The 21,039-nt window shown below is 53.9% G+C and carries 20 protein-coding genes; 13 read left to right on the top strand and 7 right to left on the bottom strand.

All coding sequences use genetic code 11. The features are described from left to right. Position 1 precedes the first annotated feature (1 nt). A complete protein-coding gene (locus tag WFL93_RS21495) occupies positions 2 to 1,066 on the bottom strand; it encodes an NAD(P)-dependent alcohol dehydrogenase (RefSeq protein ID WP_009128625.1) in 1,065 nt (354 codons plus the stop codon). A gap of 218 nt (positions 1,067 to 1,284) precedes the next feature. Then, positions 1,285 to 4,113, bottom strand: coding sequence for an excinuclease ABC subunit UvrA (uvrA, locus tag WFL93_RS21490; RefSeq protein WP_336779002.1), 2,829 nt, complete (start codon positions 4,111 to 4,113; stop codon positions 1,285 to 1,287). 224 nt (positions 4,114 to 4,337) lie between these two features. On the opposite strand from uvrA, the gene ssb1 reads away from it, so the two are divergent. Continuing rightward, entirely contained in the window at positions 4,338 to 4,892 is a 555-nt protein-coding gene (ssb1, locus tag WFL93_RS21485; protein ID WP_009128630.1) for a single-stranded DNA-binding protein SSB1, read from the top strand. A 101-nt stretch (positions 4,893 to 4,993) separates the two neighbouring features. Here the strand turns inward: ssb1 and WFL93_RS21480 are convergent, their stop codons facing one another. After that, positions 4,994 to 5,521, bottom strand: a complete 528-nt coding sequence (locus tag WFL93_RS21480; protein ID WP_009128632.1) for an isochorismatase family protein — start codon at positions 5,519 to 5,521, stop codon at positions 4,994 to 4,996. An 89-nt stretch (positions 5,522 to 5,610) separates the two neighbouring features. Between WFL93_RS21480 and WFL93_RS21475 the strand changes: the two genes are divergently transcribed. Then, positions 5,611 to 6,474 (top strand): AraC family ligand binding domain-containing protein, encoded by an 864-nt coding sequence (locus WFL93_RS21475; RefSeq protein ID WP_442955903.1) that lies wholly within the window; start codon positions 5,611 to 5,613, stop codon positions 6,472 to 6,474. Between the two features lie 72 nt (positions 6,475 to 6,546). After that, positions 6,547 to 7,500, top strand: a complete 954-nt coding sequence (locus WFL93_RS21470; RefSeq protein WP_336779001.1) for a DMT family transporter — start codon at positions 6,547 to 6,549, stop codon at positions 7,498 to 7,500. 932 nt (positions 7,501 to 8,432) lie between these two features. On the opposite strand, the gene WFL93_RS21465 is transcribed toward WFL93_RS21470, so the two are convergent. Continuing rightward, positions 8,433 to 8,828, bottom strand: coding sequence for an IS3 family transposase (locus WFL93_RS21465; RefSeq protein WP_008109970.1), 396 nt, complete (start codon positions 8,826 to 8,828; stop codon positions 8,433 to 8,435). A gap of 525 nt (positions 8,829 to 9,353) precedes the next feature. Here WFL93_RS21465 and WFL93_RS21460 point away from each other — a divergent pair. Both WFL93_RS21460 and WFL93_RS21455 read left to right on the top strand, forming a co-directional pair. Next, complete coding sequence (locus WFL93_RS21460) at positions 9,354 to 10,610, top strand: polysaccharide biosynthesis C-terminal domain-containing protein (RefSeq protein ID WP_009128638.1); 1,257 nt, start codon at positions 9,354 to 9,356, stop codon at positions 10,608 to 10,610. Between the two features lie 8 nt (positions 10,611 to 10,618). Continuing rightward, positions 10,619 to 11,569, top strand: a complete 951-nt coding sequence (locus WFL93_RS21455; protein WP_009128641.1) for an ATP-grasp fold amidoligase family protein — start codon at positions 10,619 to 10,621, stop codon at positions 11,567 to 11,569. 56 nt (positions 11,570 to 11,625) lie between these two features. On the opposite strand, the gene WFL93_RS21450 is transcribed toward WFL93_RS21455, so the two are convergent. Further along, positions 11,626 to 11,907 carry a YjcB family protein gene (locus WFL93_RS21450; RefSeq protein WP_008109973.1) on the bottom strand — a complete coding sequence of 94 codons (282 nt, stop codon included), beginning with the start codon at positions 11,905 to 11,907 and terminating at the stop codon, positions 11,626 to 11,628. A gap of 257 nt (positions 11,908 to 12,164) precedes the next feature. Continuing rightward, positions 12,165 to 12,596 carry a superoxide response transcriptional regulator SoxS gene (soxS, locus tag WFL93_RS21445; RefSeq protein WP_036621487.1) on the bottom strand — a complete coding sequence of 144 codons (432 nt, stop codon included), beginning with the start codon at positions 12,594 to 12,596 and terminating at the stop codon, positions 12,165 to 12,167. Positions 12,597 to 12,694: 98 nt separating this feature from the next. On the opposite strand from soxS, the gene soxR reads away from it, so the two are divergent. The 4 genes from soxR to WFL93_RS21425 all read left to right on the top strand — a co-directional run bounded on the left by soxR (position 12,695) and on the right by WFL93_RS21425 (position 17,315). Further along, the gene (gene soxR / locus WFL93_RS21440) at positions 12,695 to 13,171 is read left to right on the top strand and encodes a redox-sensitive transcriptional activator SoxR (RefSeq protein ID WP_009128647.1); all 477 of its coding nucleotides are present in this window, start codon (positions 12,695 to 12,697) and stop codon (positions 13,169 to 13,171) included. Between the two features lie 42 nt (positions 13,172 to 13,213). Continuing rightward, positions 13,214 to 13,879 carry a glutathione S-transferase family protein gene (locus tag WFL93_RS21435; protein WP_009128649.1) on the top strand — a complete coding sequence of 222 codons (666 nt, stop codon included), beginning with the start codon at positions 13,214 to 13,216 and terminating at the stop codon, positions 13,877 to 13,879. Positions 13,880 to 14,176: 297 nt separating this feature from the next. Next, entirely contained in the window at positions 14,177 to 15,526 is a 1,350-nt protein-coding gene (locus WFL93_RS21430) for an NCS2 family permease (RefSeq protein WP_049851286.1), read from the top strand. A gap of 139 nt (positions 15,527 to 15,665) precedes the next feature. Next, positions 15,666 to 17,315, top strand: a complete 1,650-nt coding sequence (locus tag WFL93_RS21425) for a Na+/H+ antiporter (RefSeq protein ID WP_009128655.1) — start codon at positions 15,666 to 15,668, stop codon at positions 17,313 to 17,315. A gap of 93 nt (positions 17,316 to 17,408) precedes the next feature. Here the strand turns inward: WFL93_RS21425 and WFL93_RS21420 are convergent, their stop codons facing one another. Then, positions 17,409 to 18,311, bottom strand: coding sequence for a LysR family transcriptional regulator (locus WFL93_RS21420; protein ID WP_180822874.1), 903 nt, complete (start codon positions 18,309 to 18,311; stop codon positions 17,409 to 17,411). Between the two features lie 103 nt (positions 18,312 to 18,414). Here WFL93_RS21420 and WFL93_RS21415 point away from each other — a divergent pair, with 103 nt between their 5' ends. From WFL93_RS21415 to WFL93_RS21400, 4 genes are all read left to right on the top strand, one after another. Continuing rightward, on the top strand, positions 18,415 to 18,837 hold the full coding sequence (locus WFL93_RS21415; RefSeq protein WP_180822875.1) for a CidA/LrgA family protein: 423 nt from the start codon (positions 18,415 to 18,417) through the stop codon (positions 18,835 to 18,837). Continuing rightward, positions 18,830 to 19,525, top strand: a complete 696-nt coding sequence (locus WFL93_RS21410; RefSeq protein ID WP_049851289.1) for an LrgB family protein — start codon at positions 18,830 to 18,832, stop codon at positions 19,523 to 19,525. The genes WFL93_RS21415 and WFL93_RS21410 overlap by 8 nt, the downstream gene beginning before the upstream one ends. A gap of 83 nt (positions 19,526 to 19,608) precedes the next feature. Then, entirely contained in the window at positions 19,609 to 20,154 is a 546-nt protein-coding gene (locus WFL93_RS21405; protein ID WP_336779000.1) for a YfaZ family outer membrane protein, read from the top strand. A 138-nt stretch (positions 20,155 to 20,292) separates the two neighbouring features. Further along, positions 20,293 to 20,838: a YfaZ family outer membrane protein gene (locus tag WFL93_RS21400; RefSeq protein WP_007888570.1), complete on the top strand. Its 546-nt coding sequence runs from the start codon at positions 20,293 to 20,295 to the stop codon at positions 20,836 to 20,838. The last annotated feature ends 201 nt before the right edge of the window (positions 20,839 to 21,039 follow it).

Raw genomic sequence — 21,039 nt, 5'->3', positions numbered from 1 at the left:
GTTAAGCCGCAGACTCTTCGCGCAGGGTGTTGATATCAATCACGAAACGATATTTTACGTCGCTTTTCAGCATACGTTCGTAGGCTTCGTTGATTTGGTTCATCGCGATCAGCTCGATATCCGAGGTGATGCCGTGCTTGCCACAGAAATCCAGCATCTCCTGGGTTTCTGCAATGCCGCCAATCAGTGAACCGGCGACGCTACGACGTTTAAAGATCAGGTTAAATACCTGCGGTGCCGGGTGATCGTGTTCCGGTGCGCCAACCAGCGTCATGTTGCCGTCGCGCTTCAGCAGGGTGATGAACGGATTGAGATCGTGCTGCGCCGCAACGGTATTCAGGATGAAGTCAAAGCTATTGGTATGCTGTGCCATCTGATCGGCATCTTTCGAGATCACCACTTCATCTGCGCCGAGGCGCTTACCGTCTTCAATTTTGGACGGTGACGTGGTGAACAGCACCACATGCGCACCCATAGCATGGGCCAGCTTCACGCCCATGTGGCCAAGACCGCCGAGGCCGACGATACCCACTTTTTTACCCGGACCCACGTTCCAGTGGCGCAGCGGTGAGTAAGTCGTGATACCGGCACACAGCAGAGGTGCAACACCTGCCAGATCGAGATTTTCCGGCACGCGCAGTACGAAGCTTTCATCTACCACCATGTTGGTGGAGTAGCCGCCGTAGGTGATGGCGCCCGTTTCGCGGTCTTCACCGTTATAGGTGCCGACAAAACCATTTTCGCAATACTGCTCCAGTCCTTCCTGGCAGCTAGGACAGCTGCGGCAGGAATCAACCATACAACCCACGCCGACCAGGTCACCCACTTTATAGTTGTGTGTGTGAGCGCCAACGGCAGTCACGCGGCCCACGATTTCATGGCCAGGTACCACTGGGAAAATGGTGTTGCGCCATTCATTGCGCGCGGTATGCAAGTCTGAGTGGCAAACGCCACAGTACAACACTTCAATCTGCACATCATGAGCGCGCAGTTCGCGTGGCTTAAAGTCGAACGGGGCGAGTTTTGCTTTCGCGTCCTGTGCGGCATAGGCATGCGTAATATTCATGGTGTCTCCAGTCGGATGTGTCGTGAGTTTTATGCGGGATCCCGTTCAGCGGACTGAAGGGATAAAGGGCGTATGGACGCCAAAAGGAACGCTGTAAGGATAGTCAGCAGGATGAAATGCGTATATGCCTGAAGTTGTCTGATTCTTGCCTGTTCCTGCATTTCGCTGTGGGAATTGGCAGTAAAAATAAGGCCCGCATTAGCGGGCCTGAGAGAAAATCACTTTTTCAACATTGGCTTAAGGAAACGTGCCGTGTGTGATTTTTCACACTCTGCCACCGTTTCTGGCGTGCCGGAAATCAGGATTTCCCCGCCGCCGCTGCCACCTTCCGGACCAAGATCGACAATCCAGTCAGCGGTTTTGACCACGTCGAGATTGTGCTCAATCACCACGATGGTGTTGCCCTGATCGCGCAGCTGATGCAGCACTTCCAGCAGTTGCTGAATATCCGCAAAGTGCAGACCGGTGGTCGGCTCATCAAGGATATACAACGTCTGGCCTGTGCCGCGTTTTGACAGCTCACGCGCCAGCTTAACGCGCTGGGCTTCACCGCCTGACAGCGTCGTCGCCGACTGGCCGAGGCGGATATACGACAGGCCAACATCGATCAGCGTTTGCAGCTTACGCGCTAGCGCTGGAACGGCATCGAAGAACTCACGCGCCTCTTCGATAGTCATATCCAGCACTTCGTGGATGCTCTTGCCTTTGTATTTAATCTCCAGCGTTTCGCGGTTATAGCGTTTACCTTTGCACTGGTCGCACGGCACGTAGATGTCAGGCAGGAAGTGCATCTCTACCTTGATCACGCCATCGCCCTGACAGGCTTCACAGCGTCCGCCGCGAACGTTAAAGCTGAAGCGGCCAGGATTGTATCCACGTGAACGCGCTTCCGGCACACCGGCGAACAGCTCGCGCACCGGCGTGAAAATGCCGGTATAGGTCGCGGGGTTAGAGCGCGGGGTACGGCCAATCGGGCTCTGATCGATATCGATCACTTTATCGAAGTGTTCGAGACCGGCGATCTCACGATAAGGCGCGGCTTCGATGGTGGTAGCCCCGTTGAGCTGGCGCTGCGCAATCGGGAACAGCGTATCGTTAATCAGCGTCGATTTACCCGAGCCGGACACGCCGGTAATACAGGTAAATAAGCCGACCGGAATCGTCAGCGTGACGTCTTTGAGGTTATTGCCGCGCGCACCCGTCAGTTTCAGTACTTTGGCGGGATCGCCTTTGACGCGCTCTTTTGGAATCGCGATCTCACGCTTGCCGCTAAGGAACTGGCCAGTGAGTGAATTTTCATTCGCCATGATCGCGTGCACATCGCCTTCCGCCACCACCTGACCACCATGCACGCCAGCGCCTGGCCCGATATCGATCACATGGTCAGCCGCGCGAATCGCATCTTCATCGTGCTCTACCACAATCACCGTATTACCGAGATCGCGCAGGTGAATCAGCGTACCTAACAGGCGTTCGTTATCGCGCTGATGCAGACCGATGGAGGGTTCATCCAGTACATACATAACGCCCACCAAGCCAGCACCAATCTGGCTGGCCAGACGAATACGCTGCGCTTCACCGCCGGAGAGCGTTTCTGCCGAGCGTGACATCGACAGGTAGTTCAAGCCGACGTTGACCAGGAAGCTCAGGCGATCGCCGATCTCTTTCAGGACTTTCTCGGCGATTTGCGCGCGTTGGCCGCTCAGCTTCATGTTGGCGAAGAAGTCCATCGCATGCCCGATGCTCATCTCAGAGATGGTCGGCAGGTTGGTGTTTTCGACAAAGACATGACGCGCTTCACGACGCAAACGGGTGCCTTCACAGCTGGCACAAGCGCGGTTGCTGATAAATTTCGCCAGCTCTTCGCGTACCGCGTTGGATTCCGTCTCTTTATAACGGCGCTCCATGTTGTGCAGCACGCCTTCAAACGGATGGCGGCGCACCGAAGTATCACCCCGATCGTTGATGTATTTGAATTCGATATTCTCTTTGCCGGAACCGTACAGAATCACGTTGCGCGCATTGTCGCTCAGGCTGTTAAACGGAGCTTCGACATCGAATTGCAGATGCTCTGCCAGCGAGCGCAGCATCTGGAAATAGTAGAAATTACGGCGATCCCAGCCGCGGATGGCGCCACCGGCCAGCGACAGCTCTGGATTCTGCACCACGCGATCGGGGTCGAAATATTGCTGCACGCCCAAGCCATCGCAGGTCGGGCAAGCGCCGGCTGGGTTGTTGAACGAGAACAGGCGCGGTTCGAGTTCGCGCATGCTATAGCCACAAATTGGGCAGGCAAAGTTCGCCGAGAACAGCATCTCTTCGGCGCTGGTATCGTCCATATCAGCGACGATCGCCGTACCCCCGCTGAGTTCCAGCGTGGTTTCAAAAGATTCCGCCAGACGCGTTGCTAGGTCCTCGCGCACGCGGAAGCGGTCAATCACCACTTCGATGGTGTGTTTCTTCTGTAATTCCAGCTTCGGCGGATCCGACAGGTCGCACACTTCGCCGTCGATACGCGCACGGATATAACCCTGTGCGGCGAGATTTTCCAGCGTTTTGGTGTGTTCGCCTTTGCGATCTTTCACCACTGGCGCCAGCAGCATCAGGCGACGGCCCTCTTCCTGCGACAATACCTGATCGACCATCTGGCTAACGGTTTGCGCGGCCAGCGGAACGTCATGATCCGGACAGCGCGGCTCGCCGACGCGTGCAAACAGCAGGCGCAAGTAGTCGTGAATTTCGGTTATGGTGCCGACGGTGGAACGCGGGTTATGCGAAGTCGATTTCTGCTCAATGGAGATGGCGGGCGAAAGACCTTCAATGTGGTCAACGTCCGGTTTCTCCATTAATGAAAGAAACTGGCGCGCATAGGCCGAAAGCGATTCGACATAGCGACGCTGGCCTTCAGCATACAGCGTATCAAACGCCAGCGAAGACTTACCGGAACCTGACAGACCGGTGACCACAATGAGCTTATCGCGAGGGATGATCAGGTTGATGTTCTTCAAATTATGGGTGCGAGCACCGCGGACTTCGATCTTATCCATTCACCTTTCCCGGATTGAACAACACTCGCCATGCCTTGCCAGCACGACCAGCAGAAACGCTCCATTATGGCACAAAAAATAACCTGAATAAATATCCAGTGTTTTTTGCTATTCTGCTTGCTGGAAAAAAATTGGAATCCCGCTCTAAAGTGGGCACACGCCAATGTGACGTGATACAATTTTTCGCTTAGACTTTTAGCATCAACTCATCGGGAGACAGCAACATGGCCAGTCGTGGCGTAAACAAAGTGATTCTAGTCGGGAATCTGGGTCAGGATCCGGAAGTGCGCTACATGCCAAATGGTGGCGCGGTAGCCAACATTACGCTGGCCACGTCAGAAAGCTGGCGCGATAAAGCCACCGGTGAAAACAAAGAGATCACGGAATGGCACCGTGTTGTGCTGTTCGGCAAACTGGCGGAAGTGGCGGGTGAATACCTGCGTAAAGGTTCCCAGGTTTACATCGAAGGCCAGCTGCGTACCCGTAAATGGACCGACCAGAGCGGCCAGGAAAAATACACCACTGAAGTGGTTGTGAACGTTGGCGGCACCATGCAGATGCTGGGTGGACGTCAGCAGGGCGCGAACGCAGGTGGCGCACCGGCGGGCGGTCAGGGCGGCGGCAATAACAACGGTTGGGGCCAGCCACAGCAGCCACAACAGCAGCCGCAAGGCGGTGGCAACCAGTTCAGCGGCGGCGCGCAGCAGCGTCCACAGCAGCAGAGCGCACCGGCGAACAACGAACCGCCAATGGATTTTGACGACGATATTCCGTTCTGATTATTCGCCTGAACACTCGGGTGCATTGTCAATGAATCCAGAGCTGCCATTCCGTGAGGAGTGGCAGTTTTTTTTCGACTGGAGCTGAACCTATTCCTGCATTAATGCGGTCGCCATTCCCGCAGCAACGCTTCCGTTTCGCGAACCAACACCGGATTGCCCGGCATAATCAAATCTGCCCATACTTCGTTATGCTGATTGATCTGCTGCTGTGCCGAAGCATAAGTACGGTCCGCGGTGGTATGCGCATCGGCGGCGACCGTGATGTGATAGCCGAGGCTGGCGCCGACTTTAATCGTGGTATCGACACAGTAATCGGTGGCGCAGCCACAAATCACAAAGCTTTTAATCTCGAGCTGATCGAGGTGGGCGGCGAGATCGGTTTGCCAGAAGCTGTCGCAGGCGGTTTTGTTGACGAAGATGGCGTTGGCTGGCTGGTGTAATTCGGGCACGATTGCCCAGCCTGCGGAGTTAGCCTCTAAACCGGGACCAACGTGCTGGATGAAGATCACCTGATCGGCTGCGGCGGTTAACTGATTGATTCGCTCACAACGTCCGGCGCGATCAAAACGCGGCGTTGCCAGCACGCCATTTTGCATATCCACTACCACAACCACGCGATTGGCCATATTTATCTCCTTTTTAAGTCGTTTTAGTGTCCGGTGAATACGCGATGAGGTAAAGCAAATCCGCTTTGCATTTATCGCTACTGCCGCGCATGCTTACAGAGGTTTTAATCTGGAGGTGTGTGGTGAAGGTGGTTCCTGAAGTCTTTCCTTGTGAGCAAGATCGTGCGCAGTTTCAGCATTTCGCTGAGCTGCCGGGCATTGAGCTTTACCAGGCGCACATCTCCCGCTACGCCTTTGAACCGCATACGCATGAAGCCTTTGGTATCGGGACGATTGAATCCGGTGCTCAGCGTTTTCGCTATCGTGGCGCCAACTACACCGCGCCACAGCATTCGCTGGTGATGATGAATCCTGACGAACTGCATACCGGCGAATCGGCCTGCGACGAAGGCTGGCGCTATCGCATGATCTATATTGATCCGCACGAAATGGATCGTCTGACGGGCGATCGTCATTGGTGGTTCAATGATGCACTGCGCACCGATGCGCGTCTGGCGCAGCCGTTTTCTCAACTGCTGGCGCAGATGTGGCAGGCGCAAACTGCGCTGGAGCGCGAAAGCATTCTGCTTGAACTGCTGGAGTTAATGCGGCCGCTGGCACGGCAGGGACAGCAACGACCGATCGAAGGCGCACACCGCTTTGATGCGGTAAGAGACTATTTACGGGAAAACCTCGCCGAACCGGTGCGCCTCGAAGAGCTTGCTGCGCTGGCGTCACTGTCGCCATGGCATTTTCTGCGCAGCTTCAAACAACACTTCCACGTTACCCCGCATCAAATGCTGATGGCGTTTCGCTTGTTTGCCGCCAAACAACTGCTGGCGCGTGGTGAGAGTGCCGCCACGGTTGCAGCTTCGGTCGGCCTGACCGATCAGGCGCATCTCACGCGCGCCTTCGCGCATCGCTACGGCATCACACCCGGCCGCTATCAAAAACAAGTCTTCCCACTGCGCTAACCGCAATCTGCTACAAGCCTTTAACGCCAGGCTGCGTCACACTGCAGCGGAATGCCTATAAAGGAAGAGTTTATGTTTGCTGGAATACTGTTTGCCCTCGCTGCGGGGCTGATGTGGGGATTGATCTTTGTCGGCCCGCTGTTAATACCGGATTATCCGGGCACCTTACAATCGGCCGGGCGCTATGTGGCCTTTGGTTTAGTGGTGTTACCGCTCGCCTGGCTGGATCGCCGTCGTTTACGACAGCTAACGCGTAAAGATTGGTTTGAAGCGCTGAAACTGTCGCTAATCGGTAATCTGCTGTATTACGCCTTACTCGCCAGTGCGATTCAACGCACCGGCGCACCGATTTCAACGATGATTATCGGCACCTTGCCGGTGGTGATCACCGTGACCGCGAATCTCTGCTATGGCCACCTCGAAGGACGCTTGCCGTGGCGCAAGCTGACGCCCGCTCTGCTGATTATTGCCGTAGGGCTGGCTTGTGTGAATGCCGCGGAGTTGCAAACCCAGGGGCCGGATTTTGATTGGTCGCGTTATTTAACCGGTTTGCTTTTAGCCGTGCTGGCGGTGGCATGCTGGACATGGTATCCGCTGCGCAACGGTTTGTGGATGCGTGCCCATCCCCAACACAAACCCTCAAGCTGGGCGACGGCGCAAGGGTTAGTGACATTGCCGCTGGCGCTGGTGTTCTATCTATTAGTTTGCGGGCAGCTTTACTGGCAGCAACCTGGATTTGATCTGCCGTTCGGACCGCAGCCGCAACACTTTCTATTATTGATGTTAGCAATTGGGCTGATTTGTTCCTGGTTGGGCACGCTGTGCTGGAATGCCGCCAGTCAGCGCGTGCCGACGGTGATCATGGGACCGTTAATCGTGTTTGAAACCTTAGCGGGTTTGCTGTGGACCTTCCTCTGGCGACAAAGCTGGCCGCCGCTGTTAACCGCGGTGGGTATTGGCTGTCTGATTATTGGTGTGATCTACGCGATGCGTATCAAACCGCAGCCGCAAATCACAGCGGTATAAATCAGCAAAATAACGCTGCTGAAGAATCATTTCGGCAGCGTATTCCCCTGTATTTTAAGAATTTGACCAACCCGATCTGCGGACGCTATTGCCATTTCTACCCTTCATCTGAACCTCGATATAACATTCCTGCCGAATTTAGACACTAATTTAGTGCTCATTTGTCATAAGCCATCGTGCTCTGGCAGCGCTGTGGCGCTTAAAGGTTAGCCTTAAGGTGACCTAAACCTTCAATAAGCGGCTGTGATTCCTGCTAGCGGGGGACCTAAAGCGGCAAAAGCGCATGCAGATAATGCGAAAAACATGCATCTAACCTACCGTTTATTGCCCTTTGGCACTGAATAAAACGGCTATAAAGCCACTTTTTGCTTAAGGAGATAGTGTGGTGTTAAGAATCATTCGATGTGATGCGGATAAAAAACCATTAAGCGCAGCGATGATTAATCCCCGACTATTTATCTTTTCTCGCGCTTTTTTGCGGTTATTGTTTAGGGGAGATAACGTTTCTTATCCGGACTATTCCTGGCAGCGCGCAACGAATTTTAGTCTACGTGCATCAGCATAATGACAAATGAATGCCTGAACAGATCCACTCTAAAACAGAGTGAGTGTGTGAGCGGTTACATGCAGTTGTTCATTAATGCTTAACAGAAATGTCTGCATTCAGGTCAGATGATTAATGTTGATAAAGTAATAATCGAAGCGCCAATCTCACCGTAATGAGATTGGACTTCGTTTAAATGGCTTGAATAGAGAGACTTTTGCTGATGTGAATCTATTTTACCGCAAAAAAGGAAGCAATTCCGCGATGGAATTCATCAGGAAAAATTGGTTCGAATTGTTATGTTGTGAACGCCGAATTAAATGATCTTCATATCTTCTGGTAAGAACAAATCTCAGCATTAAGTCAAATAACATCGGCCTTAATGGTGTTAGCGATTATCTGTACCTGCAGGATAATGATAAACGCTACGGCTAATATCCAGTAAACGACAGCTACGACGGGTACCTATGTCGAATGTGGTTTGCAGGAAGTTAACCGCCTGGCGCTTTTCATTGGTGGTGAAGAAGTTTTTCAATACGCTTTGCAGCATCTCTTTATCGGAACTCAGTGATTGCAGCTCACGCGTGAGGTTAAGAAGCTGGTCTTCTAGCTCCTTGATTTTTCTGCCTTCTTCGGAGGATAGCCCAGAAAACTTCTTCTTCCAGCTATAGAAAGTGGCCTCGGAAATGCCAAGCTCCTCACAAATTTCCCTGACTTTCACTCCCGTTTCAGAAGCTTTAATGGCATTTGTGATTTGCTCTTCGCTATATCGTGACTTTCTCATAAATGCTATTACCTTTCTTATCAATTAGTGGATGAGAATTACTGTATTAATATCTGGCACTGCAAAAACACTATTAATGCAGTATTAAAGTGCGCGATTTGAATTGCGAGGGTTAAATTAAGATATTTATAAGAAATATCATCATGGGATAAATCTTATTTTATTATGAATGCCAATGAACGCCTTCCGGGCGTTAGGTTTTTGATATAAATTCTCTCCATCCCAAATGCAGAAAAATACTACATTCCATGGAAAACGGCATAAACCCCTTACAGAAATATCGGGCTATGCCAGTAAACCTTTGCTTAGAATTTAGGCTGAAATCGTTTACATCCACTGAGTTTCGCGCCGGATTTAATCAGAATTTTCCTGAATATATTCTCTAATTATCGACGCGAGTCTCATTTTTCGGACCAGTTTGGTTTGAAGTTCTTAAAATAAGTCAGGCCCACTGAGCGCTTGTTAATTCATTTCAAGGATGTTGTACCGAAAGTTGTTGTAGTTCGTAATACTAAGGATCAGTCAATGAAATTGAGCGTAATGTCTAATGCCGCCTGGATGATGTCTGAAAAGATTGTCTCCGTGTTCGGCGTCATATTTGTGACCTCCTACGTGGCAAAATCCTTTGGCCCAACCATCTTTGGCCAAATGGCGTTTTCCGCCTCGCTATTCTCCATGGTGCAAACCGTGGCGATTTTCGGGACAGAAACCATTTTGTTTAAGCGCATCAGTAAAAGTGCGCCGAAAGGTCTGCGCCTGATGACCGTAGCGCGCAACATGCGCATGGTGTTACTGCTGCTCACTTCGCTGCCGGTGTTGATTTGGGTCTGGTACAACATGCAGGAAAATTTCCTTGCCTTTGCTCTGGCCTCGTTTATTTCTTCGGTTTTCGTCACGCAGGACACTTTCAGCGTTTATAACAACGCGCGTTTGGCTTCGCGGCTAAATACCATCGCCAACTCTGTCGGTTTGCTGCTGGGTTTCACCCTGAGTTTTGCCATCGCCTGGCTGCACCTCAATCCGCTGTGGCTGACCGTTTCGATTGTCGCCGTCACGCTGGTGCCGTACGTGATTAAGCGCTTTAACTTTTATCGCGAGAATCAGGATGTGGCGCCGCCACAAGAGAAGCGCGGTACCTATCTGCGCTATCTGCTGTACGCCGGACTGCCGCTGGCTATCTCCAGCATCTTTATCTCGGTGCAGGTGAAAGCGGCACAGATGTTCCTGGCGGGTATCGCCTCTGCGCGCGACCTCGGCCTGTTCGCTGCCGCCAATACTATTTCGGCTTCATGGATTTTTATCCCGGTCGCCATCATCACTTCCTGCTTCTCGGAAATTTTCCGTGAGCGTGGAGAAGCCGCCATCAAGCTGACAGCACGGCTTAATGGTTATGTCATGGGTGTTTCATTGTTGTTGTTAGCGGTGATCGCGATGTACGGCGAAAAAATCATCATCGCTTTGTATGGTCACGAGTACACACAGTCAGGAAGTCTCATTACGTTGTTGTCGTTAGCAACCTGCTTTTCGGCGATGGGGACCGTGGCGTATCGCTACATGGTTAAAGAAGGCGGGTTTAATTATCTGTTGAAGAAAATTGTTTGCCTGATGGTTATCAGCTTGCCGCTGTCATGGTGGCTGATCCAGAGCTACGGCATCATGGGTGCCGCCTGGAGCGTTTTCATCTCAGAATTGCTGTCCCTTACCGTAATGAATTACTTCTTCAAAAACGGCGTCATCCAAAAAATCCAGGTTTCCTCACTCAACTACAAAACCTACAAATGAGGTCAGATATGCTCAAGTTGAAAGAAGAACTCAGAAGAAGCGTGCAGTACTTCATTAAGAAGATGCCCTGGGCTACCCAGGATCGTATCTACTACTTTCACAAGTTCCGCAGGCTGCCCAATCTGCGTGAGCCGAAAGTCTTTAACGAGAAGGTGCTGTACCGCAAATTTGTCCACGGTGATTATCAGATCTATGGCCGTCTGTCGGACAAATATTCGGTGCGCGAATACATCGCCGAGAAAGTGGGCAGCGAATACCTGATCCCACTGGTGTATGAAACCAGCGATCCAAGCTCGCTGCATACGCTGCCGAGCTGGAAAAACACGGTTATTAAGCCGAATCACGCGTCTAATATGGTCGAAATCCTGCTGGAAGAGCCGGATGCACTGAAGAAGCAGCAGATCATTAGCGACTGCCACCGCTGGCTGAAGACCGACTTTGCTAACGAAGCGCGTGAGATTCATTACCGCTACATTAAGCCGCGCATCCTGGTCGAGCAGTATATTGGCGATGGTAAAACGGCGCCGATCGATTACAAATTCCACATGTTCAATAAGCGCGATGGCAGCTTTGAATATGTGCTGCAGGTGATCTACAACCGCTGTAATCCGCTGTTGTCGATGAATTTTTACGTTAACAATCTTAACGAGGCGTATCACAAGATTCGTGATACTGGCCTGGACGTTACGCCGCAGATGGCCTCGTTACAGCACGCCCTGGCGCTGAGTAAAAAGCTGGCGAGTGATTTCGATTATGTGCGCGTGGATTGGTACATCGATAACGACCAGATCTACTTCGGCGAATTAACCTTCACGCCGGGCGCTGGCTTGGTTACCGGTCTGGATCGCGGGCTAAATCAAATGATGGGTGATATGTGGATTCAGGATCGTCGCGGTACGAAGATACCGGGCGTCACGGTGGCGGAAGTGACTATTCCGGCCGTATTGAAGAAAATTTAAGAATCACACAGCAAAATAAAAAACCCCGCGCAAGCGGGGTTTTTTATGGGCAGCGACTAAGGCATTGGCCAGTCGGTCGGCGTTTGGCTCATCACTTCGATAAAGGCGTTCTTCGAGATTTCCATAAAGTTGTGCAGATTCTCCATGCTCAGCGTAATGCCAAGCAGGCCGGTAACAAACCAGCAGGACATGCCAACCCCAATTCCCCCGCACAGCAGCGCCATTACGTGATGACTGTTTTGACGCAGACGAATTTTCATGGTGCTGGCGAAGAACATCATTACCGCGCTCAGGAGTTCCCAGCGCATAACGATCAAACTGGTGGTTAACGTAGCCATCTGTAGCAAACCTCTTAGGATCAGTGATATCCCCGACATTCGATCGACATCACGGGCGGCAAAGAAGGAAGGTCAGGGAAGCCCTTCTGGCCGTCTTACTGCAAACAGGAAAGTGTGACTTGGCTCACATTATATCACTCGATTTTAAATTTTGAACAAAATTTATACCTTGTATGGTAGAAAAATTTTTATCGAAAATTGGGGGAGGAGACAGGCAGGAAAGGGGAGGTGCGCCCGCACGGGGCGCGCTGAAAAGGTTAGCTTACCGGGCAGCACTCGCCGGTAGTACGCTGGGCAAAGCTGTTCATACTGCTATCCACACAGTCAAAGCTGAGCAGGCGCGGACGCTGAATCATCGCCTGACGGCGCATGGTATGACGATAAGCGGTCGGCGTTTGCGAGAACTGGCGGCGGAACACGCGCGAGAAAGTCTGCTGCGAGTCGTAACCGTACTGCATGGCGATATCAAATACCGGACGCTGAGTTTGACGCAGTGCTTCTGCGGCCAGCGTCAGGCGACGCTCGCGAATATAGCCACCCAGCGTTTGTTTCGTGACGGCACGGAACATACGCTGCAGATGCCATTTTGAGTAACCTGATTTTGCTGCGACTTCATCAATTGATAGCGCTTTATCCAGATTCTGATCGATCCAGTGGGTCAGCGAATGAATGATTTCCTGTTGCATCATAGCCTCATCCTTCTGATGGTTATTACCTGGTTAGAAATTCGAAGTTTTGCTGGGGTGCGAGTATAATTCCTCAAGTTAACTTGAGGTAAAGGCCCTAAATGAAAAAAGAACGCAATTACCCGAAGCCGGTGCTGACACCGGGCGAAGTCGCCAAACGTAGCGGCGTAGCGGTCTCCGCGCTGCACTTTTATGAAACCAAAGGATTGATTTTCAGCTCGCGCAACGGCGGCAATCAACGTCGCTATAGCCGCGACGTATTGCGCCGCGTGGCGATTATTAAAATTGCGCAACGCATCGGCATTCCACTCGCCACGGTGAGCGATAGTCTGAACCATGTGCCGGCCAACAAGCGTATGTCGACGCAGGAGTGGGATGCGCTAACCCAACATTGGCGTGAAGAGCTGGATAAACGTATCGAAACGCTCACCCGCTTGCGTAACGATCTTGATGGCTGCATTGGTTGCGGCTGTTTATCAATGCGTGACTGCCCGCTGCGCAATCCGGGTGACCGCCTGGGCGAACAAGGTTCGGGTGCGGTGTTACTCGATCCCGAGCAAGACGAGCAGAAGCGTTAATCCGCTATACTTGCCAGCACACTTACCGGCAAGGAAAACCGCATGATCACCGTTCACCATCTGGAAAATTCCCGCTCGCATCGCGTGTTATGGCTGCTGGAAGAGCTGGCGGTGCCTTACCAAATTAAACGTTACCAGCGCGAGAATAGCTTGCTGGCACCCGACTCTTTAAAGAAAGTGCATCCGCTGGGAAAATCGCCGGTTATTACCGATGGCAATCGTGTGGTTGCTGAGTCAGGCGCCATCCTTGAATACCTGCAGCAGAAATATGACAGCGAACATCAGCTGATGTTAAGCGATGAAGAGGAGCAGATTCAGGCGCGTTACTGGCTGCACTACGCCGAAGGATCGCTGATGCCGCTGCTGGTGATGAAGCTGGTGTTTGCACAGCTGGGCAAAAAGCCGGTGCCGTGGCTGTTGCGTCCGGCGGGGATCGCGCTGAGCAAAGGAATTCAAAAAGCCTGGCTGAACAAACAGCTGGCGTTGCACGGCAGCGTGATCGAACAACATCTCTCGCAGCATCCCTTTTTTGCCGGTTCACGATTTAGTATCGCCGATGTGCAGATGAGCTTCCCGCTGCTGGCACTGCAAATGCGCGGTTCCCTGCGTGATATGCCCGCCACCGCGCGCTGGCTGGAAACCATGCAGCAGCGCGCCGCCTGGCAGCGCGCGTTAGAGCAGGGCGGCCCGATTCAACTGCAGAGTTGATTGCAGCCAGGTCGGCATGAATGACGCCCGACAAAGCCCATGATCGTAGGGGCGCCATTCATGGCGACCTGGGAAACCCATTGGCTGGATTTATCCTGTATTACCCGCGATTAGTAGTTGAAAACGCCATGCCAAAGGCCAGATAATCGTTTGCCTTTTTTCCGTGTCCCCCTTTTACGACCTGGAATACGCGGCGACGTAAACGTTTGCCTGATTTTCTTCAGGAAAAGCTTCATCAGGGAGCGGCAAACGTGCGCCGTGCGGCGACTCACATCACAAAAATATTGAGGAATGATTATGTCTGGCGAATCGCGCCCGGCCAGTGGAAAACTGGACGCCTGGTTCAACATTTCTGCACGCGGCAGCAGCGTGCGTCAGGAAGTATTGGCGGGTCTCACCACGTTTCTGGCGATGGTGTACTCGGTTATTGTGGTGCCCGGCATGTTGGGCAAAGCGGGCTTCTCGCCAACGGCGGTGTTCGTTGCTACCTGCCTGGTGGCAAGCATCGGTTCGATCGTCATGGGCCTGTGGGCCAACCTGCCAATGGCGATTGGCTGCGCTATCTCACTGACCGCCTTCACCGCTTTTAGCCTGGTGCTCGGCCAGCACATTAGTGTACCGGTGGCGCTGGGCGCCGTTTTCCTGATGGGCTTACTGTTTACGCTAATTTCGGTAACCGGCATTCGCGCGTGGATCCTGCGTAACTTACCGATGGGCGTCGCGCACGGGACCGGCGTCGGCATCGGTCTATTCCTGCTGCTGATCGCCGCTGACGGCATTGGTTTGGTGGTGAAGAACCCGGCGGCAGGTTTGCCGGTGGCATTGGGCCACTTCGCCTCGTTTCCGGTGATCATGGCGCTGGTAGGCCTGGCGGCGATTTTCGGCCTGGAGAAACGGCGCGTGCCGGGCGGCATTCTGCTGACCATCATCGCCATCTCGATTATTGGTCTGATTTTCGATCCGGCGGTGACCTATCAAGGTCTGTTTGCCATGCCAAGCCTGAAGGATGCTAACGGTCAATCGGCGATGTTTAGCCTGGATATCATGGGTGCGCTGCAACCGGTGGTGCTGCCAAGCGTGCTGGCGCTGGTGATGACGGCGGTGTTTGATGCCACCGGTACCATCCGCGCGGTAGCGGGGCAGGCCAATCTGCTGGATAAAGAGGGGCAGATCATCAACGGCGGCCGCGCGTTAACCACCGATTCACTCAGCAGCGTGTTTGCAGGTCTGGTCGGCGCATCGCCGGCTGCGGTCTATATCGAATCGGCGGCGGGCACCGCAGCCGGCGGGAAAACCGGTCTGACGGCGATTGTGGTCGGTTTGCTGTTCCTGATGATTCTGTTCATGTCGCCGCTGGCGTATCTGGTTCCGGCTTACGCAACTGCTCCGGCGCTGATGTACGTGGGCCTGCTGATGCTGAGCAACGTGGCCAAAATCGACTTCAACGATTTCGTTGATGCGATGTCTGGCTTGCTGACCGCGGTGTTCATCGTACTCACTTGCAACATTGTGACCGGCATTATGCTCGGCTTCGCTTCACTGGTGATTGGTCGCCTGTTTGCCGGCGAGTGGCGCAAACTCAACGTCGGCACCGTGGTGATTGCTGTCGCTCTGGTGGCGTTCTATGCCGGTGGCTGGGCCATCTGACTCTAAAGCGAATAAATTTCAAGATTATTCTCTTTCTGCTCCACGCCGCACATCGGGTTGCCCCGCTGTGCGGCGTTTTGTTTTACACTTTCCCACGCAACAACATCGCTTTAATGAAATTGATTCGCCTAAGGACAGCATGGAAATCTTCTTTACTATTCTCATCATGACGCTGGTGGTTTCACTCTCCAGCGTGGCGGCACGCATTCTGCCGTTCCAAATTCCGCTGCCGCTGGTGCAAATTGCCGCCGGTGCATTACTCGCTTTTCCCGTCTTCGGCCTGCATGTCGATTTTGATCCGGAACTGTTCCTCGTGCTGTTTATTCCGCCGCTGCTGTTTGCAGATGGCTGGAAAACGCCGATTAACGAGTTTCTCCATCACGGTCGTGAAATCATGGGGTTGGCGCTGGTTCTGGTGCTGATAACCGTGGTCGGGATTGGCTACCTGATTTACTGGCTGGTGCCGGGGATTCCGCTGATTCCCGCCTTTGCGCTGGCGGCGGTGCTCTCGCCAACCGATGCCGTGGCGCTGTCCGGCATTGTGGGTGAAGGGCGTATCCCGAAAAAAATCATGTCGATTGTGCAGGGCGAAGCCCTGATGAATGACGCATCTGGCCTGGTGTCGCTGAAGTTTGCCGTCGCGGTGGCGATGGGCACCATGGTGTTTACCTGGGGCGGCGCCAGCGTCGAGTTCCTCAAAGTGGCGGTCGGCGGTTTGGTTGCCGGCGTGGTGATCTGCTGGCTGTATGGCCGCTCGCTGCGTCTGCTCAGCCGCTGGAGCGGGGACGATCCGGCCACCCAAACCGTGCTGCTGCTGCTGTTACCGTTCGCCTCCTACCTGATTGCGGAACACCTTGGCGTCTCGGGTATCCTCGCTGCCGTGGCGGCGGGTATGACCATCACGCGCTCCGGCATTATCCGTCAGGCGCCGCTCGCCATGCGCCTGCGCGCCAATAGCGTGTGGCAGATGTTGGAATTCGTCTTCAACGGCATGGTGTTCTTGATGCTCGGTCTGCAGCTGCCAGACATCCTGGCCACCTCCATTGCGCAGGCCAACGCCGATCCAAACGTCGAACTGTGGATGCTGTTCACTGACGTCTTCCTGGTTTATGCCGCGCTGATGGTCGTGCGTTTTGGTTGGTTGTGGATCATGAAGCGCACCAGCATGCGCCTGCTGAAGAAGAAGCCGCTGGAGTTTACCAACTACTCACTGCGCGAACTGCTGATTGCCTCGTTTGCCGGGGTGCGCGGTGCCATCACGCTGGCGGGTGTGCTATCGATTCCACTGTTCCTCAGCAACGGCGATCCGTTCCCGGCGCGCTACGAGTTGGTGTTCATCGCCACCGGCGTGATTCTGATTTCGCTGCTGGTTGGCGTGGTGCTGCTGCCGATTCTGCTGCGCGATGTGGAGAGCATCGATAAGGTAGGTCATCGTCGAGAGATTCAATTCGCGCGTGCGGCCATGGCGGGCGTGGCGATTGAAAGCCTGCACAAAATGGAGCAGCGTCTGGAGACCGACACCGAAGAGAACATCGATCCGGAGCTGCTGAAGGAAGTGAGTTTGCGGGTGATCGGTAATCTGCGTCGCCGCGCCGAGGGTAAAAACGATATCGAGCAGGCGCAGTTTGCCGAAAACCTTGAGCGTCGTTTCCGCCTCAACGCGCTGCGTGCCGAGCGCGCCGAGGTGTATCACCTGCGTGCCACCCAGGAAATTTCCAACGAGACGATGCAGAAACTGCTGCACGATCTCGATCTGCTGGAAGCGCTGCTGATAGAGAAAGAGGAGTAGCAGTCACCTTGAGCAATGTCTATTGCTCGGACTGTAGCGGCGCAATTTATTGCGCGATAAATCGCGCCGCTACGCTATGTGCTGCTTTCGTTTTCACACCGACAGCCGCGGCGCCGTATCCGGCCAGTGTTCACGGCAGCAATCAATCCACGCCTGAGCGCTGCGCGACAAGTAGCTGCCTTCCCGCCAAATCAAACCTAAACTCCACTGCAGCTCCGACTCCAGCGGCAGCCACAGCAGCGACTGCTTATCCAGCCGCTGACAGATCGGCTCCGGCAGAATCGCCAAGCCCATGCCCGCTTGCACCATCGCCGCAAGAAAATCCCACTGCGCGCTGCGCAGCGCAATATTCGGCGTCAAATTAAGGCGCTGAAACGCTTTTCTGATCTGGCGATTGAGCGCGAACTCTTCGTTGAGGATCAGCAGCGGATGTTTGGCTAACTCTTTTAGTCCGACTTGAGTGTGGTTGAGCCAGATGTCGCTACGCGGTAAAAGCACGCACAGCGGATGATGCATCAACTCCAGCGTGTTGAGCGGCAGCTCGGCATCGATCGGTAGCGCGGTGAGGGCGATATCGAGCGCGCCACTCAGCACCGCTTGCTGCGCCGTCAGGCCGCCAAATTCGGCAATTTTCAATTCAACACCGGGATAACGGCGGCGAAAGGCGGAGATTGATCCGGCCATCTGCATGCCGACCATCGGGGGAATCCCCAGGCGCAGCTCGCCAGTTTTCAGCTGGTTGATGTCGCCCAGCTGCGCCTCAAGCTGATGAAACTCCTGCAGAATCGCCAGTCCGCGCTGATAAACTGCCTGGCCGCTGTCGGTAAGATGCAGTTTGCGTCCTTCGCGCAGTAGCAAGGTGCAGCCCAGCTCCTCTTCCAGCTGGCGTAGCATTTTGCTGATGGTGGGCTGCGTCACGTAGAGCTTCTCGGCGGCGCGGGTAAAGCTTTGCTGGCGGACCACTTCGGTAAAGTAGCGCAGCGCTCGCACGTCCATAAGCATTCCTTTTTGGCATAGTTTGAATGATTTTAATTCATTTCTTTCACAGTTTGCGGCGGATTTATACTAGCCCCCTGAATTTTTCATCGGGGAAAAAGAAATGATGGCATTAAGTCCGCGCAGAACGGATCTCCTGCAACACGCTTTTGTTCCGCTGCAGCTGGGGCTGTATGTGGGTTTGTTTATCTTCAGCGACCGGCTGGTGAGCTGGCTGCATTTGCCGTTGCCCGCAAACGTGGTCGGCATGGTGCTGCTGTTAGGGTTGATCATGACGCGCATTGTGCCGCTGCGCTGGGTGAAAGCGGGCGCTAACTGGCTGCTGGCGGAAATGCTGCTGTTCTTTATTCCAGCGGTCGTGGCGGTGGTGAACTACAGCGACTTGCTGCGCAGCGAAGGCTGGCGCATCTGCGTGGTGATTGGCGTGAGCACTTTACTGGTGCTGGCTTCCACTTCTCTGGTGGTCGATCGTTTATATCGCTACGAACTGGCGCGTGCCGCGCGTAAGCAGGCGCACCATGAATGATCTGCTGATAAGCCTGCTGTGTCTGGCGTTCACGCTGCTGGTCTATTACATCAACAAAATGCTCTATCGTCGCTGGCGCACGCTATTGCTGATGCCGTTGGTGCTAACGCCGCTGGTGCTGGTGGCGCTGCTGCTGCTCACCCATGTGAGCTGGAAAAATTACATTGCCGAAAGTCACTGGCTGATTTGGTTGCTGGGTCCGGCAACGCTGGCGTTCGCCGTGCCGGTGTATGAGAACCTCGAGATCATCAAACGTCACTGGCTGTCGCTGAGTGTCGGCGTACTTACCGCCACGCTGGTGGCGGTCTGCAGCTCGGTGTGGCTGGCGCGTCTGCTGACGCTGCCGGAAACCATCCAGCGCAGTCTGGCGGTGCGCTCGATTACCACGCCATTCGCGCTGGCGGCGGCGCAACCTATTGGCGGCCAGCCCGATTTGGTGGCGCTATTTGTGGTGATCACCGGCGTGTTCGGCATGGCGGTGGGGGATGTGCTGTTTCTGCGTATCGCCATCAAGCAGGGCGTGGCGAAGGGCGCAGGTTTTGGTGCGGCATCACATGGCGCGGGTACCGCGCGTGCCTATCAACTCGGCCAGCAGGAGGGCGTGGTATCCAGCCTGGTGATGATGCTGTCGGGCGTAGTGACGGTGATTCTGGCTCCGCTGCTGAGCCATCTGCTGTGGGCAGCATAGCGGTTCATTTTCAAGCCAGGGCTTATTTTGCTTCCTTGTCGTTTTGCTTACTGTTTGTTCGCGCAAACAACAAGGAAGCGACAATGAAAAAGCATTATTTAGCAGTTGGCCTGATGCTGGCCTCCACTGGGATCAGCGCAGCGGAAATCGGCATTAAAGGGGGCAGCGATTTCTTCTCTGCCACTCTCAATACGGAAAAAACCGCGTTGGGCCTGCAGTATGGCGCCGAATACATGAACGGTGAACGCAAAACCCAGATGGTTGAAGGCAGTATTGGCTATGGATTTGCTTTCGGCGCATTATCGGTAGCACCGCGCGTGGGCGCGTTCTGGGCCGATCTTGATAACGATAAATCCGGGAGCCGCGGCATGAATGCGGGAGTGCGCTTTATGGCTCCTCTGCCGAAAGTGGACAAAATCTGGCTCTATCTTGATTACTCAGTGGCTCCGGATTTCGCCACGCGTCACATGCACCACCTGTACCAGTTCGAGGCTGGCCTTCATTACCAACCGGCCAACTGGCTGACGCTAAGTTCGGGTTATCGTTATCTGTCAACTTATGGCAAATATGGTCAGAATGACCAGAATCTGATCAATGGCGTGTTTATTGGCGCTGCCTACCGTTTCTGATATATCCAGACGGCCTTAACCGGCCGTTTTCCCCGCTGTAATCCATTTTTACGTAAAGCTTTCCAAATAAAGTTGTCTCCTGCTATCAGGCTGTTACCCTTGCCGCCGAATTAAATGTCCTTCATGGAGTGGAATCACATGTTTAAGCAACTTGTTACTGGAAGCGTTTTAGGTCTGGCACTGCTGAGCAGCGGCGCGCAGGCAATTGAGGGCAGTGTTGACGTGGGTGAGCACAGCACCAACCTGAACCTTGGTCTCGGCACCACTTCACCAGGCCTGTTCCTGAAAGGCAACTGGCTGCGTAGCGATCACGATGGCAGCACCTACGGTGCAGGCCTGGGCTATAACATCGACGTGGGCGATTTCCGCATTGCGCCAACCGCGAAAGCCCTGTTCACCCATCCGGAAGATGGCCGTGATGGCTTCACCGTCGCAGTCGGTGGCGCAGCGCAATACAGCTTCAACAGCATGTGGGGCCTGTACGGCGAATATTACTATGCGCCGGAAGCGTTCTCCGATCGTCTTGATAGCTACCAGGAAGCGTCTGGTGGCCTGAGCTTCACGCCAATTTCTCTGCTGAACCTGCGCGTGGGTTATCAGTACATCGAGCTGAACAACAAAGGCAGCCGCAAAGACAACGTACTGGTCGATGGCCCATACGTTGGCGCGTCACTGCGTTTCTGATTTCAGGATCGGATAAGAAAGGGCGACCCAATGGGTCGCCCTTTTGCGTTAGGGTGCGCGCTGGCCCTCACCCCGGCCCTCTTCCACAGGTGTACAGTCCGGGGACATGGTAAACGGGTGTTCAGGGACATGGTGAACACTTTTTAACATTCTTACCCATGGTGATCGACTTATTCTTCAGGTCGATCACCCCCACCTTTG

It is taken from the genome of Pantoea sp. USHLN256 (assembly GCF_037149875.1).
Classification (GTDB): domain Bacteria; phylum Pseudomonadota; class Gammaproteobacteria; order Enterobacterales; family Enterobacteriaceae; genus Pantoea; species Pantoea nemavictus.
The sequence above is the reverse complement of the archived record's forward strand: the minus strand, read 5'-3'. Positions and strand labels throughout refer to the sequence as shown.

What these genes read in the sequence shown, in the direction of transcription:
- WFL93_RS21495 (WP_009128625.1), bottom strand. Translation starts at nt 1,066, where the DNA reads ATGAATATTACGCATGCCTATGCCGCACAGGACGCGAAAGCAAAACTC.
- uvrA (WP_336779002.1), bottom strand. Translation starts at nt 4,113, where the DNA reads ATGGATAAGATCGAAGTCCGCGGTGCTCGCACCCATAATTTGAAGAAC.
- ssb1 (WP_009128630.1), top strand. Translation starts at nt 4,338, where the DNA reads ATGGCCAGTCGTGGCGTAAACAAAGTGATTCTAGTCGGGAATCTGGGT.
- WFL93_RS21480 (WP_009128632.1), bottom strand. Translation starts at nt 5,521, where the DNA reads ATGGCCAATCGCGTGGTTGTGGTAGTGGATATGCAAAATGGCGTGCTG.
- WFL93_RS21475 (WP_442955903.1), top strand. Translation starts at nt 5,611, where the DNA reads ATGCTTACAGAGGTTTTAATCTGGAGGTGTGTGGTGAAGGTGGTTCCT.
- WFL93_RS21470 (WP_336779001.1), top strand. Translation starts at nt 6,547, where the DNA reads ATGTTTGCTGGAATACTGTTTGCCCTCGCTGCGGGGCTGATGTGGGGA.
- WFL93_RS21465 (WP_008109970.1), bottom strand. Translation starts at nt 8,828, where the DNA reads ATGAGAAAGTCACGATATAGCGAAGAGCAAATCACAAATGCCATTAAA.
- WFL93_RS21460 (WP_009128638.1), top strand. Translation starts at nt 9,354, where the DNA reads ATGAAATTGAGCGTAATGTCTAATGCCGCCTGGATGATGTCTGAAAAG.
- WFL93_RS21455 (WP_009128641.1), top strand. Translation starts at nt 10,619, where the DNA reads ATGCTCAAGTTGAAAGAAGAACTCAGAAGAAGCGTGCAGTACTTCATT.
- WFL93_RS21450 (WP_008109973.1), bottom strand. Translation starts at nt 11,907, where the DNA reads ATGGCTACGTTAACCACCAGTTTGATCGTTATGCGCTGGGAACTCCTG.
- soxS (WP_036621487.1), bottom strand. Translation starts at nt 12,596, where the DNA reads ATGATGCAACAGGAAATCATTCATTCGCTGACCCACTGGATCGATCAG.
- soxR (WP_009128647.1), top strand. Translation starts at nt 12,695, where the DNA reads ATGAAAAAAGAACGCAATTACCCGAAGCCGGTGCTGACACCGGGCGAA.
- WFL93_RS21435 (WP_009128649.1), top strand. Translation starts at nt 13,214, where the DNA reads ATGATCACCGTTCACCATCTGGAAAATTCCCGCTCGCATCGCGTGTTA.
- WFL93_RS21430 (WP_049851286.1), top strand. Translation starts at nt 14,177, where the DNA reads ATGTCTGGCGAATCGCGCCCGGCCAGTGGAAAACTGGACGCCTGGTTC.
- WFL93_RS21425 (WP_009128655.1), top strand. Translation starts at nt 15,666, where the DNA reads ATGGAAATCTTCTTTACTATTCTCATCATGACGCTGGTGGTTTCACTC.
- WFL93_RS21420 (WP_180822874.1), bottom strand. Translation starts at nt 18,311, where the DNA reads ATGGACGTGCGAGCGCTGCGCTACTTTACCGAAGTGGTCCGCCAGCAA.
- WFL93_RS21415 (WP_180822875.1), top strand. Translation starts at nt 18,415, where the DNA reads ATGATGGCATTAAGTCCGCGCAGAACGGATCTCCTGCAACACGCTTTT.
- WFL93_RS21410 (WP_049851289.1), top strand. Translation starts at nt 18,830, where the DNA reads ATGAATGATCTGCTGATAAGCCTGCTGTGTCTGGCGTTCACGCTGCTG.
- WFL93_RS21405 (WP_336779000.1), top strand. Translation starts at nt 19,609, where the DNA reads ATGAAAAAGCATTATTTAGCAGTTGGCCTGATGCTGGCCTCCACTGGG.
- WFL93_RS21400 (WP_007888570.1), top strand. Translation starts at nt 20,293, where the DNA reads ATGTTTAAGCAACTTGTTACTGGAAGCGTTTTAGGTCTGGCACTGCTG.